The sequence below is a fragment of the Stenotrophomonas beteli genome (genome assembly GCF_001431665.1).
Classification (GTDB): Bacteria; Pseudomonadota; Gammaproteobacteria; order Xanthomonadales; family Xanthomonadaceae; genus Stenotrophomonas; species Stenotrophomonas beteli.
This window is the reverse complement of the sequence record NZ_LLXV01000048.1, coordinates 1-16,848: the sequence shown is the minus strand read 5'-3', so window position 1 is coordinate 16,848 and position 16,848 is coordinate 1. Positions and strand designations below refer to the sequence as shown.

At 67.3% G+C, this 16,848-nt stretch carries 13 protein-coding genes and 1 pseudogene; 7 read left to right on the top strand and 7 right to left on the bottom strand.

Features of this window, described 5'->3' with window-relative positions:
- Positions 1-12 precede the first annotated feature (12 nt).
- The 3 genes from ARC23_RS12600 to ARC23_RS12590 form a co-directional block, all read right to left on the bottom strand.
- Complete coding sequence (locus tag ARC23_RS12600) at positions 13-618, bottom strand: thioredoxin family protein (protein WP_057497516.1); 606 nt, start codon at positions 616-618, stop codon at positions 13-15.
- A gap of 19 nt (positions 619-637) precedes the next feature.
- Positions 638-2,137 (bottom strand): peptide MFS transporter, encoded by a 1,500-nt coding sequence (locus tag ARC23_RS12595; RefSeq protein ID WP_057497515.1) that lies wholly within the window; start codon positions 2,135-2,137, stop codon positions 638-640.
- 181 nt (positions 2,138-2,318) lie between these two features.
- A complete protein-coding gene (locus ARC23_RS12590) occupies positions 2,319-3,194 on the bottom strand; it encodes a tryptophan 2,3-dioxygenase (protein ID WP_057497514.1) in 876 nt (291 codons plus the stop codon).
- Positions 3,195-3,528: 334 nt separating this feature from the next.
- Here ARC23_RS12590 and pdhA point away from each other — a divergent pair, with 334 nt between their 5' ends.
- The 4 genes from pdhA to ARC23_RS12570 are packed head-to-tail and all read left to right on the top strand — an operon-like array spanning position 3,529 to position 7,411.
- Entirely contained in the window at positions 3,529-4,611 is a 1,083-nt protein-coding gene (gene pdhA / locus ARC23_RS12585; protein ID WP_057497513.1) for a pyruvate dehydrogenase (acetyl-transferring) E1 component subunit alpha, read from the top strand.
- The gene (locus tag ARC23_RS12580; protein WP_057497512.1) at positions 4,604-5,671 is read left to right on the top strand and encodes an alpha-ketoacid dehydrogenase subunit beta; all 1,068 of its coding nucleotides are present in this window, start codon (positions 4,604-4,606) and stop codon (positions 5,669-5,671) included. Before pdhA ends, ARC23_RS12580 begins: the two co-directional genes overlap by 8 nt.
- A 1-nt stretch (position 5,672) precedes the next feature.
- On the top strand, positions 5,673-6,026 hold the full coding sequence (locus ARC23_RS12575; protein ID WP_012512332.1) for an SH3 domain-containing protein: 354 nt from the start codon (positions 5,673-5,675) through the stop codon (positions 6,024-6,026).
- On the top strand, positions 6,023-7,411 hold the full coding sequence (locus ARC23_RS12570; RefSeq protein ID WP_057497511.1) for a dihydrolipoamide acetyltransferase family protein: 1,389 nt from the start codon (positions 6,023-6,025) through the stop codon (positions 7,409-7,411). The genes ARC23_RS12575 and ARC23_RS12570 overlap by 4 nt, the downstream gene beginning before the upstream one ends.
- Positions 7,412-7,579: 168 nt before the next feature.
- Here the strand turns inward: ARC23_RS12570 and ARC23_RS12565 are convergent, their stop codons facing one another.
- The 3 genes from ARC23_RS12565 to ARC23_RS12555 all read right to left on the bottom strand — a co-directional run bounded on the left by ARC23_RS12565 (position 7,580) and on the right by ARC23_RS12555 (position 9,484).
- Positions 7,580-7,966 carry a VOC family protein gene (locus tag ARC23_RS12565; RefSeq protein WP_057497510.1) on the bottom strand — a complete coding sequence of 129 codons (387 nt, stop codon included), beginning with the start codon at positions 7,964-7,966 and terminating at the stop codon, positions 7,580-7,582.
- 175 nt (positions 7,967-8,141) lie between these two features.
- Complete coding sequence (locus tag ARC23_RS12560; RefSeq protein ID WP_057497509.1) at positions 8,142-8,849, bottom strand: helix-turn-helix transcriptional regulator; 708 nt, start codon at positions 8,847-8,849, stop codon at positions 8,142-8,144.
- The gene (locus ARC23_RS12555; protein ID WP_057497559.1) at positions 8,849-9,484 is read right to left on the bottom strand and encodes a Rossmann-fold NAD(P)-binding domain-containing protein; all 636 of its coding nucleotides are present in this window, start codon (positions 9,482-9,484) and stop codon (positions 8,849-8,851) included. The genes ARC23_RS12560 and ARC23_RS12555 overlap by 1 nt, the downstream gene beginning before the upstream one ends.
- 105 nt (positions 9,485-9,589) lie before the next feature.
- Here ARC23_RS12555 and ARC23_RS12550 point away from each other — a divergent pair, with 105 nt between their 5' ends.
- A complete protein-coding gene (locus ARC23_RS12550; RefSeq protein ID WP_057497508.1) occupies positions 9,590-11,128 on the top strand; it encodes a GGDEF domain-containing protein in 1,539 nt (512 codons plus the stop codon).
- A gap of 95 nt (positions 11,129-11,223) precedes the next feature.
- On the opposite strand, the gene ARC23_RS12545 is transcribed toward ARC23_RS12550, so the two are convergent.
- The gene (locus ARC23_RS12545) at positions 11,224-12,150 is read right to left on the bottom strand and encodes a DUF808 domain-containing protein (protein ID WP_057497507.1); all 927 of its coding nucleotides are present in this window, start codon (positions 12,148-12,150) and stop codon (positions 11,224-11,226) included.
- A gap of 215 nt (positions 12,151-12,365) precedes the next feature.
- Between ARC23_RS12545 and ARC23_RS12540 the strand changes: the two are divergent.
- Positions 12,366-14,012: pseudogene (locus tag ARC23_RS12540) on the top strand (ABC1 kinase family protein); the annotation flags it as partial.
- A 243-nt stretch (positions 14,013-14,255) separates the two neighbouring features.
- Positions 14,256-16,361 (top strand): phosphoglycerol transferase I, encoded by a 2,106-nt coding sequence (locus tag ARC23_RS12535; RefSeq protein ID WP_057497505.1) that lies wholly within the window; start codon positions 14,256-14,258, stop codon positions 16,359-16,361.
- Positions 16,362-16,848 lie beyond the last annotated feature (487 nt).

The following is a 16,848-nucleotide window of genomic DNA, read 5'->3' as shown; positions in this document are numbered from 1 at the left end:
CGGCACTACCCCCTATTCCGGTTTGTCAGGTGCCCACTGCTTGAGGAACGCGGTCACCCGTGCGGGCTGGAAGGCTTCGCCCTTGCGCAGCTCGCCGGTGGCCTGCGATACCAGCAGTCCGCCATCGGCATCCAGCACCAGCAGGTGCGGGTAGTCGCGCTCCATCACCGGGAACTGGGCGAAGAAGGCGGTGTTGGGCTGTTCGTCACTGGCATTGACCTTCACCCACACGTAGTGCGCATCGCGGAAGCGGCGCAGGTCGCCGTTGCCTTCCACGATCTCGTCCAGTGCGTGGCAGCGGTCGCAGGCGGCGTTGCCGACCTCCAGCAGGATGCGCTTCTTGCCGCGCTGGGCTTCCACCTTGGCGGTGGCCAGGTCGTCGGCGGGGTTGCGGGCCGGGTCGAACTGCGCGCCGAGCCCGGCGATGGCGGCGATGTCCGCCGCCACCGGGGTATTGCCCGAGGCCACCGGTTCGCTGGGGTCAGCGACCGGTGGCTCGGTGGGTCGGGTATCCAGAGGTTGCGTGGGCTCGGCGGCGGCAGGCGGCTGCGGTTGGGAACAGGCGCCGATCAGCGCCGCACAGACCACCACCATTGCACCACCGAGCTTCATGCGCATGCCTTCTACCCTCTCATCATCATTTGACGCCGTGCATCAGCTTGTTGATCAGCGGGGCGATCAGGAACAGCACCACGCCGGAGCCGATCAGGGCCCAGAACCCGAAGGTATACCCCTTCAGGGCCGACTCGACCGTCATGCCGCCTTCACCACTGACCACGCCGGCGAAGATGCCCGACAGGTTGTTGCCGATGCCGGTGGACAGGAACCAGCCACCCATGCCGAAGCCGACCAGGCGCACCGGTGCCAGCTTGGTCACCATCGACAGGCCGATCGGCGACAGGCACAGCTCGCCGACCGACTGGATGACGTAGACCATGAACAGGGTCCAGAACGGAATCTTGCCATCCACGACCATCTGCGACAGGGCGTACATCAGCAGTGCGAAGGCGGCGCCGTTGAACAGCAGGCCCAGGCCGAACTTGCGCGGAATGGACGGATTGGCGCGGCCCAGGGCCACCCAGATCCAGGCGATGACCGGCGCCAGGGTGATGATCGCCACCGAGTTGACCGACTGGAACCACGCGGTCGGGAAGGTCCAGTCACCCATCTGGCGGTTGACGATGTTCTCGGCCAGGAAGGTGAACGAGCTGCCGGCCTGTTCGAAGAACATCCAGAACATCACGTTGAAGGCGAAGATGATCAGCATGGCGATCACGCGGTCGCGCTGCACCTTGCCCTCGCGGATGCCCTCCACCAGCAGCAGGATGGCCAGCGCGGTGAACATCGCACCCAGGATCCAGGCCAGCGCGGTAGCGCCGGTGGCCAGCAGGAAGTACGCCACGGGAATGGCGATCACGGCACCGGCCAGCACCATGATGATGCGGCCGAAACCTTCGGCGCCGGCCGGCGGTGCACCGATGCCCTTCAGGCCGGCACGACCGATGTAGAACCACACCAGCGAGATCAGCATGCCCACGCCGGAGGCGATGAACACGACCTTGTACGACGGCATTTCCGAGGTACCGAAGACCTTGCGGGCCAGGTACTCGGTCAGCACCGGGGCGATCATCGCGCCGATGTTGATGCCCATGTAGAAGATGGTGAAGCCCGAGTCGCGGCGCTCATCCTTCAGCCCGTACAGCTTGCCGACCATGGTCGAGATGTTGGGCTTGAACAGGCCGTTGCCGACGATGATCGTGGCCAGGCCGAGCTTGAAGATGTGCTCCTGCGGCAGCGAGATCATGAACAGGCCGGCCGCCATGATGATCGCGCCGGTCAGGATCGAGCGCTGGTACCCCAGCACCCGGTCGGCGACATAGCCACCGAAGATGGCCGCAGCGTACACCAGGGCCAGATAGGCGCCGTAGATGCGGCTGGCATCGCCCTCACCGGCGGCGTTGCCGCTGTAGAACTGGGAGACGATGTACAGCACCAAGGCCCAGCGGATGCCGTAGAACGCAAAGCGCTCCCAGAACTCGGTCATGAACAGCATCCACAACGGGCGCGGGTGGCCCAGCGTGGTCTTGAAGTCCGGCAGCGCCGGCTCCGGGGTGTTCGCAGTGGCGTTTACGCTCATGCGGGTTTCCTGGTTCGGTGGATGACGAGCACGTCCGATGTGCAGTTGAAGCAACGCGCGAGGATCACCGACTTGTGGCGTTCACGTCAAATACACGCCGTTTGAGGCAGGTGACCGCCTGCTCGCTGAACTTGCATCTGAAACGATCCAGCCACCTGTCGGGGGCCAAGCTGAATGCGGGTCAGCCCAGCGCTGCCGGGGGCGCGGCCTGCAGGGTGGTGCGCACCTGGAACAGCTCGGGGAAGAAGGTCAGCTCCAGCGCCTGGCGCAGGAACCCGACCCCGGACGAGCCACCGGTGCCGCGCTTGAAGCCGATCACCCGCATCACCGTGCGCATGTGGCGGAAGCGCCAGAGCTGGAAGGCAGTCTCCAGGTCCACCAGGTCCTCGCACAGCGCGTATTCGCGCCAGTAGCGGTCGGTGTCCTGGTAGATGCGCTCGAACACCGGCTGCAGGGCGTCGTCGGCCACATGCGGCTGGGTCCAGTCGTGGTTCTCGTACACCACCGGCACGGCGTGGCCGAAGCGGGCCAGGTACTTCAGGAATTCCTCGTACAGGCTCGGCGCTTCCAGCACGGTGCGCAGCTGCGCCTGCCCGGCCGGGTCGTGCTCGAACACCTGCAGCATCTGCGCGTTCTTGTTGCCCAGCAGGAACTCGATGTAGCGGTACTGCAGCGACTGGAAGCCCGAAGACGGGCCCAGCACGTCGCGGAAGCCCATGTATTCAGAGGGGGTCAGCGTTTCCAGCACCGACCACTGCTCGGTCAGCTGGCGCAGCACCTGCTTGCTGCGGGCCAGCACCTTGCGGCACTGCCAGACTTCATCGCGCTGCAGGAAGCCGATCGCCGCGCGCAGCTCGTGGCCCAGCAGTTTCAACCACAGCTCCGACGTCTGGTGCTGGATGATGAACAGCATCTCGTCGTGGTGCGGCGGATTGGACAGCGGCTGCTGCGCGCTGAGCAGCTGGTCCAGCCGCAGGTAGCCGCCGTAGGTCAGGCGCCCGTGCAGATCGGTGTGGATGCCGGCTTCGAGATCGCGTTGGTTGTTGTCGACGGACATGGGTGGAACCAGATCAGGGGCGGCAAGGGTAGCGCGTTGCCCGCCACGCGCGCAGCCGACCCACCATACCGGGCCGTGCGGTGGCCGTGGAGCATCGGCCGATCCCCGGGCTGCGCGTGGAACCGGTCAGGGCGTTGCGCTGGCGGTCAGCCAGAGGCGTATTCTGATGCTTTGCAGCAACGACTGAATACGTTGTTGTTATTGGCCCCCCACCCGCCGGCAGGGGTAAAACGGGGAATCGCCGTGTTGCGGCGCAGGAAGGCTATTCCGTACGCGTTCCTTAACATGGCGATTCATATCATTTGTAACTTCTCTGTCGAAGGTGCAGTACGCAATGACGGTTGCCGCTGAATTCAAGATCGAATACCTGCAGTACCTGGACGCGGACGGCAAGCTCGTCCGCGATGACCTGCCCGCGTCGCTGCGCGACCCCAAGGTCCTGGTACCGCTGTTCAAGCAGATGCTGTTCGTACGTACGTTCGACAGCAAATCCATCGCACTGCAGCGCACCGGCAAGCTGGGCACCTATGCCGCCTGCCTGGGCCACGAAGCCGCGCACGTGGGTATCGGCGCGGCGATGCAGAAGGACGACGTGTTCGCCCCTTCGTACCGCGAGTATGGCGCGATGTTCATGCGTGGCGTGCGCCCGCACGACGTGCTGATGTACTGGGGCGGCGACGAGCGCGGCAATGATTACGGCGGCAACGCGGCCAAGGACTTCCCGTTCTGCGTGCCGATCTCCACCCAGTGCCTGCATGCCGCAGGCGCGGCGCTGAAGTTCAAGCTCAACAAGGAAGCGCAGATCGCGGTGGCGGTGTGCGGCGACGGCGGCAGCTCCAAGACCGACTTCTACGCGGCACTGAATTCGGCCGGCGCCTACAAGCTCCCGCTGATCCTGTGCATCGTCAACAACGGCTGGGCCATCTCGGTCCCGCGTTCGGCCCAGACCGGTGCCGAAACGCTGGCGCAGAAGGGCCTGGCCGGTGGCCTGCACTGCCTGCAGGTGGACGGCAACGACCTGATCGCGGTGCTGGCTGCCATGGAGCAGGCGCGCGAACGTGCGCTGGCCGGCGACGGCGGCACCGTGCTGGAACTGATGACCTACCGCCTGTCCGACCACACCACCGCCGATGACGCGCGCCGCTACCGCGACGACGCCGAGGTGAAGGATGCCTGGCAGCGCGAGCCGATGCTGCGCCTGCGCAAGTACCTGACCGCCGCCGGCGTGTGGAGCGAGGAAGAAGAAACCGCCTGGGTCGCCGAGTGCGGCACGCGCGTGGACGAGGAAGTGAACCTGTACCTCAACACCCCGGTGCAGCCGGTCGAGGCGATGTTCGACTTCCTGTATGCCGATCCGCCGCCGGATCTGCTGGCCCAGCGTGCCCAGGCGATCGCCCTGGAGAAGCGCCATGGATGAGATCAAGAACGGCGCGCCCGGCGCGCACACCCACGCCGCCGACAGCGCTGCCATCGCGCGCGGAGATGACAGCATGACCACCACCCCGATCACCCTCATCGAAGCCATCACCCAGGCGCTGGCCTGGGAGCTGGAGCACGATCCGTCGGTGCTGGTGCTGGGCGAGGACGTGGGCGTCAACGGCGGCGTGTTCCGCGCCACCGCCGGCCTGCAGCAGCGCTTCGGCTCCGAGCGCATCCTCGACACCCCGCTGGATGAAACCACCATCGCCGGCCTGACCATCGGCCTTGCCGCGCAGGGCATGAAGCCGGTGGCCGAAGCCCAGTTCGACGGCTTCATGTACCCGATGGTCGACCATATCGTCTGCCACGCCGCGCGCCTGCGTTACCGCACCCGTGGCCGCCTGCACTGCCCGATGGTGCTGCGCGTGCCGTGGGGCGGCGGCATCCGCGCGCCGGAACACCACAGCGAGGCCAACGAGGCGATCTTCACCAACGTGCCGGGCCTGCGCGTGGTGCTGCCGTCGTCGCCTCAGCGTGCCTACGGCCTGCTGCTGGCCGCGATCCGCGAACCGGATCCGGTGATCTACATGGAGCCCAAGCGCATCTATCGCCAGTACAAGGAAGTGGTCGTCAACGACGGTGAAGCCCTGCCGCTGGACGTCTGCTTCGTGCTGCGCGACGGCACCGACGTGACCCTGGTGACCTGGGGCGCACAGGTGAAGGAAGCGCTGGAAGCGGCCGACAAGCTGGCCGGCGAAGGCATCAGCGCCGAAGTCATCGACGTGGCCACGCTGCGTCCGCTGGACTTCGCCACCATCGCAGAGTCGGTGGCCAAGACCGGCCGCTGCGTGATCGTGCAGGAGGCCCCGAAGACGGCGGGCTTCGGCGCCGAGATCGCCGCGCGCCTGGCCGAGGAATCGATCTACGACCTGCTGGCACCGGTCGAGCGCGTGACCGGCTACGACACCCACATTCCGCTGTTCCGCCTGGAAATGAAGTACCTGCCGAGCGTTGAGCGGATCGTGGCTGCGGCCAAGCGCGCGGTGGCGGCCGGCTGACATGCGGGCCCGCCTTCTGGGGGCTTACCGCAGCCAGTATCCCAACCCGCTCCGGTTCCGCACCGGCCAGATCGTCGAAGTAGGTGTCCGTGACGAGGAATGGCCGGCGTTTGCCTGGGTACGCACCAACGATGGGCGCGCTGGATGGGCGCCCATCGCCTGGTTGCAGCTGCTGGACGAGGGTCGCGCCGAAGCCCTGTGCGACTACGACGCCCGCGAGCTGGATGTGGAAAGTGGCGAGATGGTGAAGCTTCATCACGAACACGGTGGGTGGTGGTGGTCCGAGCGCGCCAATGGCGCGACGGGTTGGCTGCCGGCCCGCGAACTGGAACTGCTGGAAGAGAACTGCAAATGAGCCAGACCAAGAACTTCAACCTGCCCGACCTGGGCGAAGGCCTGCCGGACGCGACCATCGTCGAGTGGTTCGTCAAGGAAGGCGATGTGATCAAGCTGGACGAGCCGCTGGTCTCGATGGAGACCGCCAAGGCCGTGGTGGAAGTGCCCTCGCCGTTCTCCGGCAAGGTGCTGAAGCTGTCCGGCGGCGCCGGCGACATCATCCCGACCGGCTCGGTGCTGGCCAGCTTCGAACTGGACCCGAACCTGCCGCAGCGCGCCGATGGCCAGGACACCGGCCACAGCCATGGCCACGCCGCACCGGCGGCCGCACCGACCCCGCCGCCGCTGCCGGCCGCTGCTGCACCGGTGGTCGCCGAAGAAGCCAAGCCCGCCGCTGCCGAGCGTGATGACGCCGGTACCGTGGTCGGCGCCATGCAGAGCTCCAATGCCGTGCATGCCGAACAGGCACTGGCCGTCGGTGGCGTCAAGGCGGTGCCGGCCGTGCGTGCGATGGCCCGCAAGCTGGGCGTGGACCTGAGCCGCGTGGCCGCCACCGGCACTGATGGCGCGGTGACCATGGCCGACGTCAAGCAGGCCGCCGCCAACGGCACCGCCAAGCTCGGCGCTGCTCCGGCACCGGTTGCCGCTGCTGCCTATGCTGCGCCGGCCCCGGCGCAGGTGTCTGCCCCGGTGCAGAGCGAAGCCCGCACTCCGCTGTCCGCCGCCGGCAAGCCGATGCGTACCCAGCCGCCGGGCGTGGTCGCCAAGGGCCAGCCGGAACCGCTGAAGGGCGTGCGCCGCAACATGGCCCGCGTGATGGCCGACGCGCACAGCAAGGTGGTGCCGACCACGCTGAACGACGACGCCGACATCCATGCCTGGCTGCCGGGCAACGACGTCACCGCCCGCCTGGTGCGTTCGATCGTGGTCGCCGCGCAGAAGGTGCCCGCGATGAACGCCTGGTTCGACGGTGAAGCACTGACCCGCACCCTGCACGCGCACGTGGACATCGGCATCGCCGTGGACACCGACGACGGCCTGTTCGTGCCGGCCCTGCGCAATGCCGACATGCTCGATGCACGTGGCATCCGCGAGGGCGTCAACCGCCTGCGCGAGCAGGTGGAATCGCGTTCGATCGCCGCCTCGGAACTGAGTGGCTACACCATCTCGCTGTCCAACTTCGGCATGTTCGCCGGCCGCTACGCGACCCCGGTCGTGGTGCCGCCGTGCGTGGCCATCGTCGGTGCCGGCCGTGCCCGCCATCAGACGACCCCGGTGATGGGCGGCGTGGAAGCGCACAAGGTGATCCCGCTGTCGGTCACCTTCGACCACCGCGCGGCCACCGGTGGCGAAGCCGCCCGCTTCCTGCGCGCGATGATGGACGACCTGGCACTGGCCAGCTGATCGGCCACCACCTGTGAAACACAAACGCCGGGCATTGCCCGGCGTTTTTTTTGTCCGCTCTACTGTAGAGCCGAGCCATGCCCGGCTGCTTTTCAGTGGATCCACGCCACGCGTGGATGAACGCATGAAGCAGCCGAGCGTGGGCTCGGCTCTACAGAACGCATGCGATCAATCGCGCGCGACCATGCCTTCGGCGCGGCTGTACACACGCAGGCGGTGGCCATCCGGATCGGCCCCGACGAAGGTGTGGCCGAACTCCAGCGTCACCGGCGCCTGCAGGATCTGCACGCCGAGTGCGCGCCACGCATCGTGCATCTGCTGCACGGCGTCGGGGTTGGCGACGACCATCGCCAGTTCGGCGGCGCCGGCCTGCGCGGACACCGGCGGCTGCACGCCGTCGCGCTGCCACAGGCCCAGTGCGGCGCCATCGCCGAGCAGGAACAGGGCGAAGCCAGGAGACTGCTCGACCGGCGGTTTGCCGAGGATGCCGCTGTAGAAGGTGGCGCTGGTGGCGACGTCGCGCACGTACTGCAGCAGGGTGCTGGGCGTGAACATGGGGAAGCTCCGTTGTTGGGAGCGCTCATGGTGGTACGGCCCTGCTGACAGATTCTGTCAGTAGAGTCGACTGTTAGTCGACTGTTCTCTTCCTTCAGCCTGCCTAAAATCCCGCGCTGCGCGCGATAGTCGACTAACAGTCGACTCTACCCCCCGCTCTCGGCTGTTGCTGTGGTTATGAGCGATCCAGCCAATCCGGCGCGATGCCCTGGGCCTTCTGCCAGCGCCGCAGCAGGGTGGCGCGCGGCACGAGGTAGTGATCCTCCAGCGCGCGTACCTGGCGGATGCGATCCAGCCGGAAATGGCGGAAATCCTCGCGGCTCTCGCACCACGCCGCCAGCATCGGCACCTCATCGAAGTAGCCCAGCGCGAACGGCCAGACGATTCGCTCGCTGCGCTGGCCGTGCGCATCCTGGTAGCCGAACGTCAGGCGCTGCTGCGAACCCATGGCTTCTCGCACGGCCTGCAGGCGTGCAGGGGGTACCTTGGCCGCGGTGCGCGAAGGGCCCACGCGCAGGCCAGTGTCACGCAAGGCTTCGCGGCGTGCTGCGGGCAGCACATGGGCGATACGCGCCAGCGCGTCACGTGCGGCCTCGGCCAGCGCCGGCTCGGTGCGCGCCGCGACCCAACGCAGGCCGAGCACCAGTGCATCGATCTCGGCCGGTGGCAGGGTCATCGGCGGCAGAGTATCGCTCGGCGCCAGCTGGTAGCCGACGCCGGCCTCACCGCGCAGATCGGCACCCTGCTCGCGCAGGGTCTCGATATCGCGGTACAGCGTGCGCAGGCTGATGCCCAGCGCGTCGGCCAACGCCTGCCCGGCCACCGGCCGTCGATGGCGGCGCAGCAGCTGCAGCAACTGGGTCAGGCGCAGCGCACGTGACATCAGCCGACCAGTGCGCTCGATGCCACCACATGCTCACCCGGCTGCGGGGCCAGCGCGGCCTCGACCAGCGCCTTGGCGATCTCGCTGGCCGGGTTGATCCGCCACGCCCGCGGCAGTACCGGCCCCAGCGCGCCGAGTACCGCCAGTGCCAAGCGCTCGCCGCGACGCACCTCGGTGCGCTCGCCACCGATCAACCCTGGGCGGACCAGGGTCAACGAGTTGAAGCCCAGCGCGCGCAGGTCACGCTCCAGCTCGCCCTTCACCCGGCTGTAGAAGATCGACGACTGCGGGTTGGCGCCGGCTGCGGAATTCAGCACATAGACCTGCGCACCCTGCGCTTGCGCCAGGCGGGCGAACGCCAGCGGGTAGTCATGGTCGATGCGATGGAAGGCCTCGCGGCTGCCGGCCTGGGCCAGGGTGCTGCCCAGCGCGCAGATGACCGCGTCCACGCGCGCCCACTCCGGTGCGGCCGGCAACGCATCAAAGGCCAGCACCGGGGTCTCCAGCTTCCCGTGAGTCATGCCCAACGGGCGGCGAGTGGGCGCCACCACGGCGCTGCAGCGCGGATCGTCCAGCAGCCGGGACAGGGTCAGCCCGCCGACCAGGCCCGTCGCTCCCAGCAACATCACGCGCATCACCACCTCCACTGCGGCATCCTGTCGCCCATCCTAGCCGTTCAAGCCGTCGGCGGCCGCGCCGATATGCTGGAACCAGCCCCTGCCAGCCCCAGGATTTGCTCCATGACGGACCAGCCCGACCACCGCCCTGCCCCCGGTACTGCCTTTGGGCCGCCGGCACGCGTGCGCGCGGTGGTGGATGACGGCCTGGGCGACCGCGTGGTGCTGCAGGGCGGTGGCGGCGTGGCGCTGCAGCAGCTGTTCGCAGGAGCCGACGCGCCGGAACCGCTGCTGGCCGCGTTCGCCAACGGCATGGCCACCCTGCCCGGCGAGCTGGGCGACATGGGCGACCGCCTGCAGTCGGCGCAGGCCAGCGCCGATTGGCCGCGCTACGGGCGCGCGATGCGGCAGTTGATCGACAAGTACATCCGCACCATCGAGCAGCATTCACCGGACGGGCAGCCCGAAAGCCTGCGCTTGTCCGAGCAGCTGCGGCTGCTGCTGGGCGGCGCGGTGGTGGCGCTGCTGCAGCACGACCCGGATCTGCGCGAACAGGCGCAGGCCCTGGCCACGCGGCTGCGCCAGTGGCAGCCGGGCACCGCACTGGAGCCGATCGAACAGGGCGTGCGCGAACTTGGCCACCAGGTCGGTGTGCGCGCCGAAAGCTGGCAGGAGCAGCAGGCACTGTTGCTGGAACTGTTCGCATTGCTGCTGGAAAACGTGAGCGAGCTGCTGGACGACCGCAGCTGGCTGCAGGGCCAGATCGCGGCGGTGCGCCAGCTGCTGGATGGGCCGCTGGAAGCTGAAGCGGTCGAGCGCACCCGCGCCGAACTGCGCGAAGTGATCTACAAGCAGGGGCTCCTGCGCCAGGGCATCGACGATTCGAAAGCGGCCATGCGCGGATTGATGGGCGAGTTCATCGAACGCATGGATGGCATGGCCACCAGCACCGGTGAGTACCACGACCGCATCGGCAGCTATGCGCTGCAGCTGCGCGAAGCGCGCAGCATCGCCGACCTCAACCAGCTGCTGCAGGACGTGATGCGCGACACCGGGAAGGTGCAGCAGCAAGCGGCACAGGCGCGCGATCACCTGGCCAACGCGCGGCAGGAGGTGGAGCGTGCCGAGCAGCGCATCGCCGAGCTGGAGCAGGAACTGCGCGCGGCCGGCGATCTGGCCCGCATTGATCCGCTCACCCAGGCACTGAACCGTCGTGGCCTGGAAGAGCTGCTGCAACGCGAACTGGCGCGGGCCGCGCGCAACCACTCACCGCTGGGCGTGGCGGTGATCGATCTGGATGATTTCCACCAGACCAACGACGCGCACGGCCATGCCGGCGGTGATGCACTGCTGCAGCACCTGGTGGCCGTGTGCAAGCTGCTGCTGCGCGCCACCGACGGCATCGCACGGCTGGGCGGCGATGAGTTCGTGCTGGTGCTGCCGGAAACCCAGGGGGCCGACAGCATGGCCACCGTACTGCGCCTGCAGCGCTCGCTGGCGCACCGCGTGCTGACCGTGCAGGACCGGCGCGTGCCGGTGCACTTCAGCGCCGGCCTGGCGCAATGGCAGCCCGGCGACGATGCCGACGCGCTGCTGCGGCGCGCCGATGATGCGCTGTATGCGGCCAAGCGACAGGGCAAGAACCGCGTGCAGGCAGGCTGATGACCCAGCGTGCAGACGCTGTAGCGCCCGAGCCCAGGCTCGGGCGGCGGCGCGCAGCGCCGTAGAGCAGCCGAGCGTGGGCTCGGCTCTACAGATCACTTCCCGCGCAGCTTCTGGAACCCGGTCACCGCCGCCAGCACGATGGCACCGGCGATGATGCCCACCACCATGTTGGCGGCGGCACTGATCAGCCAGCCCCACGACCCTTCGCCCCCCATCGCCTGCACCGCATGGTGCAGCGCCGGCACGTTGTGCACCAGAATGCCGCCACCGACCAGGAACATGGCGATGGTGCCGGCCACCGACAGGAACTTCATCAGCCAGGGCGCCGAGGCCACCAGGCCGCGACCAAAGGCCGCCACAGCTCCACCCTTGCGCGACAGGTACAGGCCGACGTCGTCGAGCTTGACGATGCCCGCCACCAGCCCATACACGAACACCGTCATCGCCAGCGCCACCACCGCCAGCGTAACCACCTGGTTGGTGAACGACGCGGTGGCGACCACGCCCAGGGTCAGCACGATGATCTCGGCCGACAGGATGAAGTCGGTGCGGATCGCGCCCTTCACCTTGTCCTTCTCCCAGGCCACCATGTCCACCTGCGCATCGGCCAGCGCCTTGCGGCGTTCGGTCTGGCGCTCGGCATCGTCGTCGGCTGAATGCAGGAAGCGGTGCGCCAGCTTCTCCACGCCCTCGAAGCACAGGAAGGCACCGCCGATCATCATCAGCGGCACGATCAGCGGCACGTTCCAGCCGCGGCTGTGCAGCCAGGCTTCCAGCGCACTGATCCCCAGCGCCGCCGGCACCAGGATGACCTTGTTGACCAGCGAGCCCTTGGCCACCGCCCAGACCACCGGCAGTTCGCGGTTGGCGTTGACCCCGGTGACCTGCTGCGCGTTCAGCGCCAGATCGTCGCCCAGCACACCGGCGGTCTTCTTCGCGGCGACCTTGGTCAGCACCGAGACATCGTCGAGCAGGGAGGCGATATCGTCGAGCAGGGCAAACAGGCTGGCACCGGCCATGGGGCGTCCAAGAAGGGGAATGAGCGGATTCTGACCGATCCGGCGGCCTCTGCGATAGCTGCGGGGTTCACCGCATGCCCACCGCCCCCCAGCGACACTGCGACACCCGGGCATCGCCGGCCAGCGGCCGGCGGCCGGCGCTACCCGTCTTCGTCGCATGGGAGTTCCGCTTGAGCAATCCGCCCACCGCCAATGGCAATCCCCCGCTGGTCAAAGGCATGAACCGGCGCAGCCAGATCCTGCGCCTGCTGCTGCGCTACCGCCATTCGGGCGTGTTCTCCGGCATGAACCTGGACGCCGCCAGCAACCAGGCCGACGTGCCCGCCGATGGCAACCCGGAACAATTCGTTAGTGACCTGGAGGCCCTTGGGCCGACCTTCGTCAAGCTGGGCCAGATGCTGTCCACCCGCCCGGACATGGTGCCGGTGGAGTTCGCCACCGCCCTGGAGCGCATGCAGGAGAAGGTGGCGCCGATCCCGGTAGAGCGCATCCACGCCATCATCGAGCAGGAGCTGGGGGTGGGGGTGAACAAGCTCTTTGCCTCGTTCGATCCCGAGCCGTTGGGTTGTGCGTCGATCGCGCAGGTACATCGCGCGGTGCTGCACGATGGCCGCCAGGTGGCAGTGAAAGTGCAGAAGCCCGAAGTGGCCGCGCAGCTGCGCTCGGACCTGGAAGCGCTGCGCAGCTTTGCGCTGGCCGCCGATCACCTGACCCAGGTCGGCCGCCGCGTGCGGTTGCGCGACTGGCTCAACGAGTTCGCCAAGACCCTGATGCAGGAGCTGGACTACCATACCGAGGCCGAGAACCTGTCGCGCTTCGGGCGCCACCTCAAGCCCTTCCGGCGGCTGTGGGTGCCGCAGCCGATCTGGGACTACAGCAGCCAGCGCGTGCTGACCATGGAGCTGGCCACCGGCGTGCGCGTGGATGCCATTCCCGGCGTGCGCCGCACCGAACAATCGATGGACCCGCTGGCGGCCGCGCTGATCCGTGGCTACCTGGACCAGATCTTCGTGCACGGCGAGATCCACGCCGATCCGCATCCAGGCAACCTGCGGGTGATGCCCGACGGGCGCCTGGCGATCTTCGACCTGGGCATGGTCGCGCACATGCCGCCGCGCCTGCGCGAACGCCTGCTGAAAATCCTGTTCGCCGCCGTCGATGGCCGTGGCGAGGAAGTGGCCGACGACCTGATCAGCATCAGCACGCGGCTGGAAGCATTCGACGAAGAGCGCTACCTGCGCGAAACCGGCCAGCTGATCGCACGTTATGCGGCCAGTGGCAGCTTTTCCGAAGGCCGCGTGGTGCTGGACATGGTGCGCATCGCCACCGCCTGCGGGCTGCGCACGCCACCGGAACTGAGCCTGCTGGGCAAGGCCCTGCTCAACCTGGAAACCGTATGCCGGCTGCTGGCGCCGGAACTGGACACGCGCCGCATCGTCGAGCGCCAGCTGCAGCACGTGATGCGCGCGCGCCTGAAGAAATCACTGTCGGCGGCCAACATCGCCAGCGAGGCGATGGAGCTGCAGCAGCTGCTGCGCGACGGACCGCGCAAGCTGTCGGACATCATGGCGCTGCTGGCCGAGAACCGCCTGCAGATGAAGGTGACCGGGCTGGAAGAATCACGCCTGATGGAGAACCTGCAGAAGATCGCCAACCGTGTGGCCGCCGGCATCATCAGTGCCGCCCTGATCATGGCCGCCGCGATGATGATGAAGATCGACACCGGATGGCATCTGTTCGGCTATCCACTGATCGCGCTGATGCTGCTGCTGATCGGCGTGGTGCTGGGGCTGGGCATCGTGACCAGTGCATTGCTGTTCGACCGTCGCGCGCGTGCACGCGAGGAGCGCGGGCACCGCTAGCGCATCGGCGAAACAGCCGTATTCATGCGTTTTTTAATGCAATCCAACGGAGCATTTCACGCTCGTTTTACCTTCTGAGCGCCATTGCGCGCGCATTGTTTCAACAAACATTTCAGTCAGGTTCGTGCATGCACTATCGGGTCATCGGCCTGTCATCTGCATGTGCTTGCGGCAGCGCCGGTCGGATGGGCACGCGTCGGTACGACGTCCATCACCACCACCCCGTCACTGCCGAAGCTGCCTATGCTCTGGATACTGCTGCTGTCGTTGTTGCTGCTGTGCTGGTTGTTCCTCGCGTCCGGAAAGTGGGTGTGGTGGAAGGCCGCCGCACTCTCGCTGCTGCTGCTCATGCTCAGCGCGTGGTGGCTGATCGACAAGCTCTCTGGTGACGGGCTCAATGCCGCCACCCTGTACCACCTCGGCGCGGACATGGAAGGTGCCGGCGTCTCCGACTTCAAAGGCTACATCGCCGGCTTCATCGTGCTGGCGCTGGTCTCGCTGCTGCCGCTGTTCGCCACGCGGGTGAAGCGCTGGCGCCGCCCCGGCCGTGGCGGTGCGTGGTTCACCGGTTTCGCCGCAGTGTGGCTGGCCACGGTCATGATCAGCCCGCTGGCCCGCGACGGCCAGCGTCTCTACCAGCAGCTGCGCCCGGTCGATTTCGCCCGTATCGCCCCTGAATACCAGGTGCCGACGCAGCCGCTGCAACGCCCGCGCAACATCGTCTGGATCTACGGAGAAAGCCTCGAACGCACCTACCTGGACGAGGCGGTGTTTCCCGGCCTGATGCCCGACCTCAACCGCCTCGCCGCCAGATCGCTGGATGTTCGTGGGCTGGCCTCGGCCGAAGGCAGCGGCTGGACCATCGCTGGCCTGGTCTCGTCGATGTGCGGCGTGCCGTTGACCACCTCGCAGGGCGATGAGAACAGCATGGACCGCATGGGCAGCTTCCTGCCCAAGGCGGTGTGCCTGGGCGACTACCTGAAGCAGCAGGGCTATACCAACCACTACCTCGGCGGTGCCAACGGGCGCTTCGCCGGCAAGGGCCAGTTCCTGGCCAGCCACGGTTTCGACGAAGTACACGACCTGGACTGGTTCAAGCAGCAGAAGAAGATCGGCCGGGTGCACTACTCGCCGTGGGGCGTGCACGACGACGTGCTGCTGGATACCGCCTACCAGCGCTTTGAACAGCTGTCGCGCGAGGGTGCGCCATTCATGCTGACGACGCTGACCATGGACACGCACCACCCGGCCGGGCACCTGCCGGTGGCCTGCAAGGGCCAGCGTTACCAGGGCCCGTACGGCAACATCAACATGCTCAACGCGCTGAAGTGCAGCGATCGGCTGATCTCGCAACTGGTGCAGCGCATCCAGGCCAGCCCGTACGGCAAGGACACGCTGATCGTGATCGCATCCGATCATCTGGCCATGCCCAACGATCTGAGCCACATCCTGACCCGGCAGAAGCGCGAGAACCTGCTGCTGTTCCTCGGCGAGGGCATTGCGCCACGCCAGCTGGCCAGCGACGCCGGCACCACGCTGGATTCCGGCGCCACCCTGCTCAGCCTGCTGGACCCGAATCTGAAGACCATGGGCTTTGGCCGGTCGCTGATCGACCCGCAACGCGCGCCCAGCGCCAGCGTGGCCACCCGCCGCGAGGGCGGCCGCGATTACCCGCAGTACCTCGCCTTCGCCCGCTCGCTGTGGTTGGGCGAACCCACCCGCGAACTGAAGATCAACGGCGACGACCAGGTGCTGGTCGGCCTGCAGCAGGTGCAGCCGCCGGTGCTGCTCGAGTACGACAAGAACTGGGGCCTGAAGTCGGTGTACCTGGAGAACACCTCGCGCCAGTTCGATGATGCCGACCCGGACAACACTCTGGCCTATGTCGATCGCTGTACCGCATTCGAGGATGGCTCGGCCGACGGCGACTGGTGCGCGCTGCTGGTCAACCGCGATAACGGCATCAAGCTGTACCGCGACAATGACCTGCGTGGCGGCATCGCCGTGGATGCGCCGCTGGATGCGTTCCAGGGACCGCGACCGAGTGTGCGCCAGGCGCACATGATCACCCAGAAGGGCCGCCGTACCCGTGCCGGCCAGTACATGTTGCAGCTGGTGGCGAGCACGCGCCCGGATCGCGGCTTCTGGATCGAAGCGGTGTCGTCGCAGCGCAAGGTGGTGCTGGCCCAGCAGTGGGTGCAGCCCGATGCGGACGGCAAGATCAACGTGTCTTTCGGGCTGGACCACGAAGTGGACGATCTGGAGATCCGCGCGTGGTTGAACCATGCCGAGAAGCTGGCGGTGGATACGTTCGCACTGGTGCCATCCCGCAGCCGGCCGCGGGGGTAGGGTTCTTGGCAGGGCTGCGCCCTGCACCCGTGGTAGTGCCGGCCGCTGGCCGGCAACTTCAACAGCAACGGCAACAGCGTGCATTCCGTGGTTGGGCGGGGCGGTGCCGGAGTGCGGGGACGCCGCAAGTACGTCCCTGTAGGCTTGGCAGCCGCATGCTCGTGTGCGCTTTCCTGCGCACACGGCAAGACCGGGGTTGGGCGTCCTGCCCAACCCGCCCGAGGCATGCCTCGGACCCATGCGGCTGGCACCCCGCACTCCGACACCGCCCCACCTCTGACAGGTTCCTAGCGTCTGGTAGACCCACGCCACGCGCGGATGAAACTCGATCGAAATCGAATATTTCGACAATTGATCGAAGAACATCCACGCATGGCGTGGACCTGCGTGCCGACCAAGGTCGACACCCACCAAGAGCACGCCATGCCATTCCGACAGATCGCGGAAATCTGTCGATGGCGGGGTGGGTCCGGTTGCGGGAGTGTCC

Coding starts and splice junctions, on each gene's coding strand:
- ARC23_RS12550 (WP_057497508.1), top strand. CDS start 9,590: ATGACGGACCAGCCCGACCACCGCCCTGCCCCCGGTACTGCCTTTGGG.
- ARC23_RS12565 (WP_057497510.1), bottom strand. CDS start 7,966: ATGTTCACGCCCAGCACCCTGCTGCAGTACGTGCGCGACGTCGCCACC.
- ARC23_RS12575 (WP_012512332.1), top strand. CDS start 5,673: ATGCGGGCCCGCCTTCTGGGGGCTTACCGCAGCCAGTATCCCAACCCG.
- ARC23_RS12570 (WP_057497511.1), top strand. CDS start 6,023: ATGAGCCAGACCAAGAACTTCAACCTGCCCGACCTGGGCGAAGGCCTG.
- ARC23_RS12535 (WP_057497505.1), top strand. CDS start 14,256: ATGCTCTGGATACTGCTGCTGTCGTTGTTGCTGCTGTGCTGGTTGTTC.
- pdhA (WP_057497513.1), top strand. CDS start 3,529: ATGACGGTTGCCGCTGAATTCAAGATCGAATACCTGCAGTACCTGGAC.
- ARC23_RS12555 (WP_057497559.1), bottom strand. CDS start 9,484: ATGCGCGTGATGTTGCTGGGAGCGACGGGCCTGGTCGGCGGGCTGACC.
- ARC23_RS12545 (WP_057497507.1), bottom strand. CDS start 12,150: ATGGCCGGTGCCAGCCTGTTTGCCCTGCTCGACGATATCGCCTCCCTG.
- ARC23_RS12595 (WP_057497515.1), bottom strand. CDS start 2,137: ATGAGCGTAAACGCCACTGCGAACACCCCGGAGCCGGCGCTGCCGGAC.
- ARC23_RS12600 (WP_057497516.1), bottom strand. CDS start 618: ATGCGCATGAAGCTCGGTGGTGCAATGGTGGTGGTCTGTGCGGCGCTG.
- ARC23_RS12590 (WP_057497514.1), bottom strand. CDS start 3,194: ATGTCCGTCGACAACAACCAACGCGATCTCGAAGCCGGCATCCACACC.
- ARC23_RS12580 (WP_057497512.1), top strand. CDS start 4,604: ATGGATGAGATCAAGAACGGCGCGCCCGGCGCGCACACCCACGCCGCC.
- ARC23_RS12560 (WP_057497509.1), bottom strand. CDS start 8,849: ATGTCACGTGCGCTGCGCCTGACCCAGTTGCTGCAGCTGCTGCGCCGC.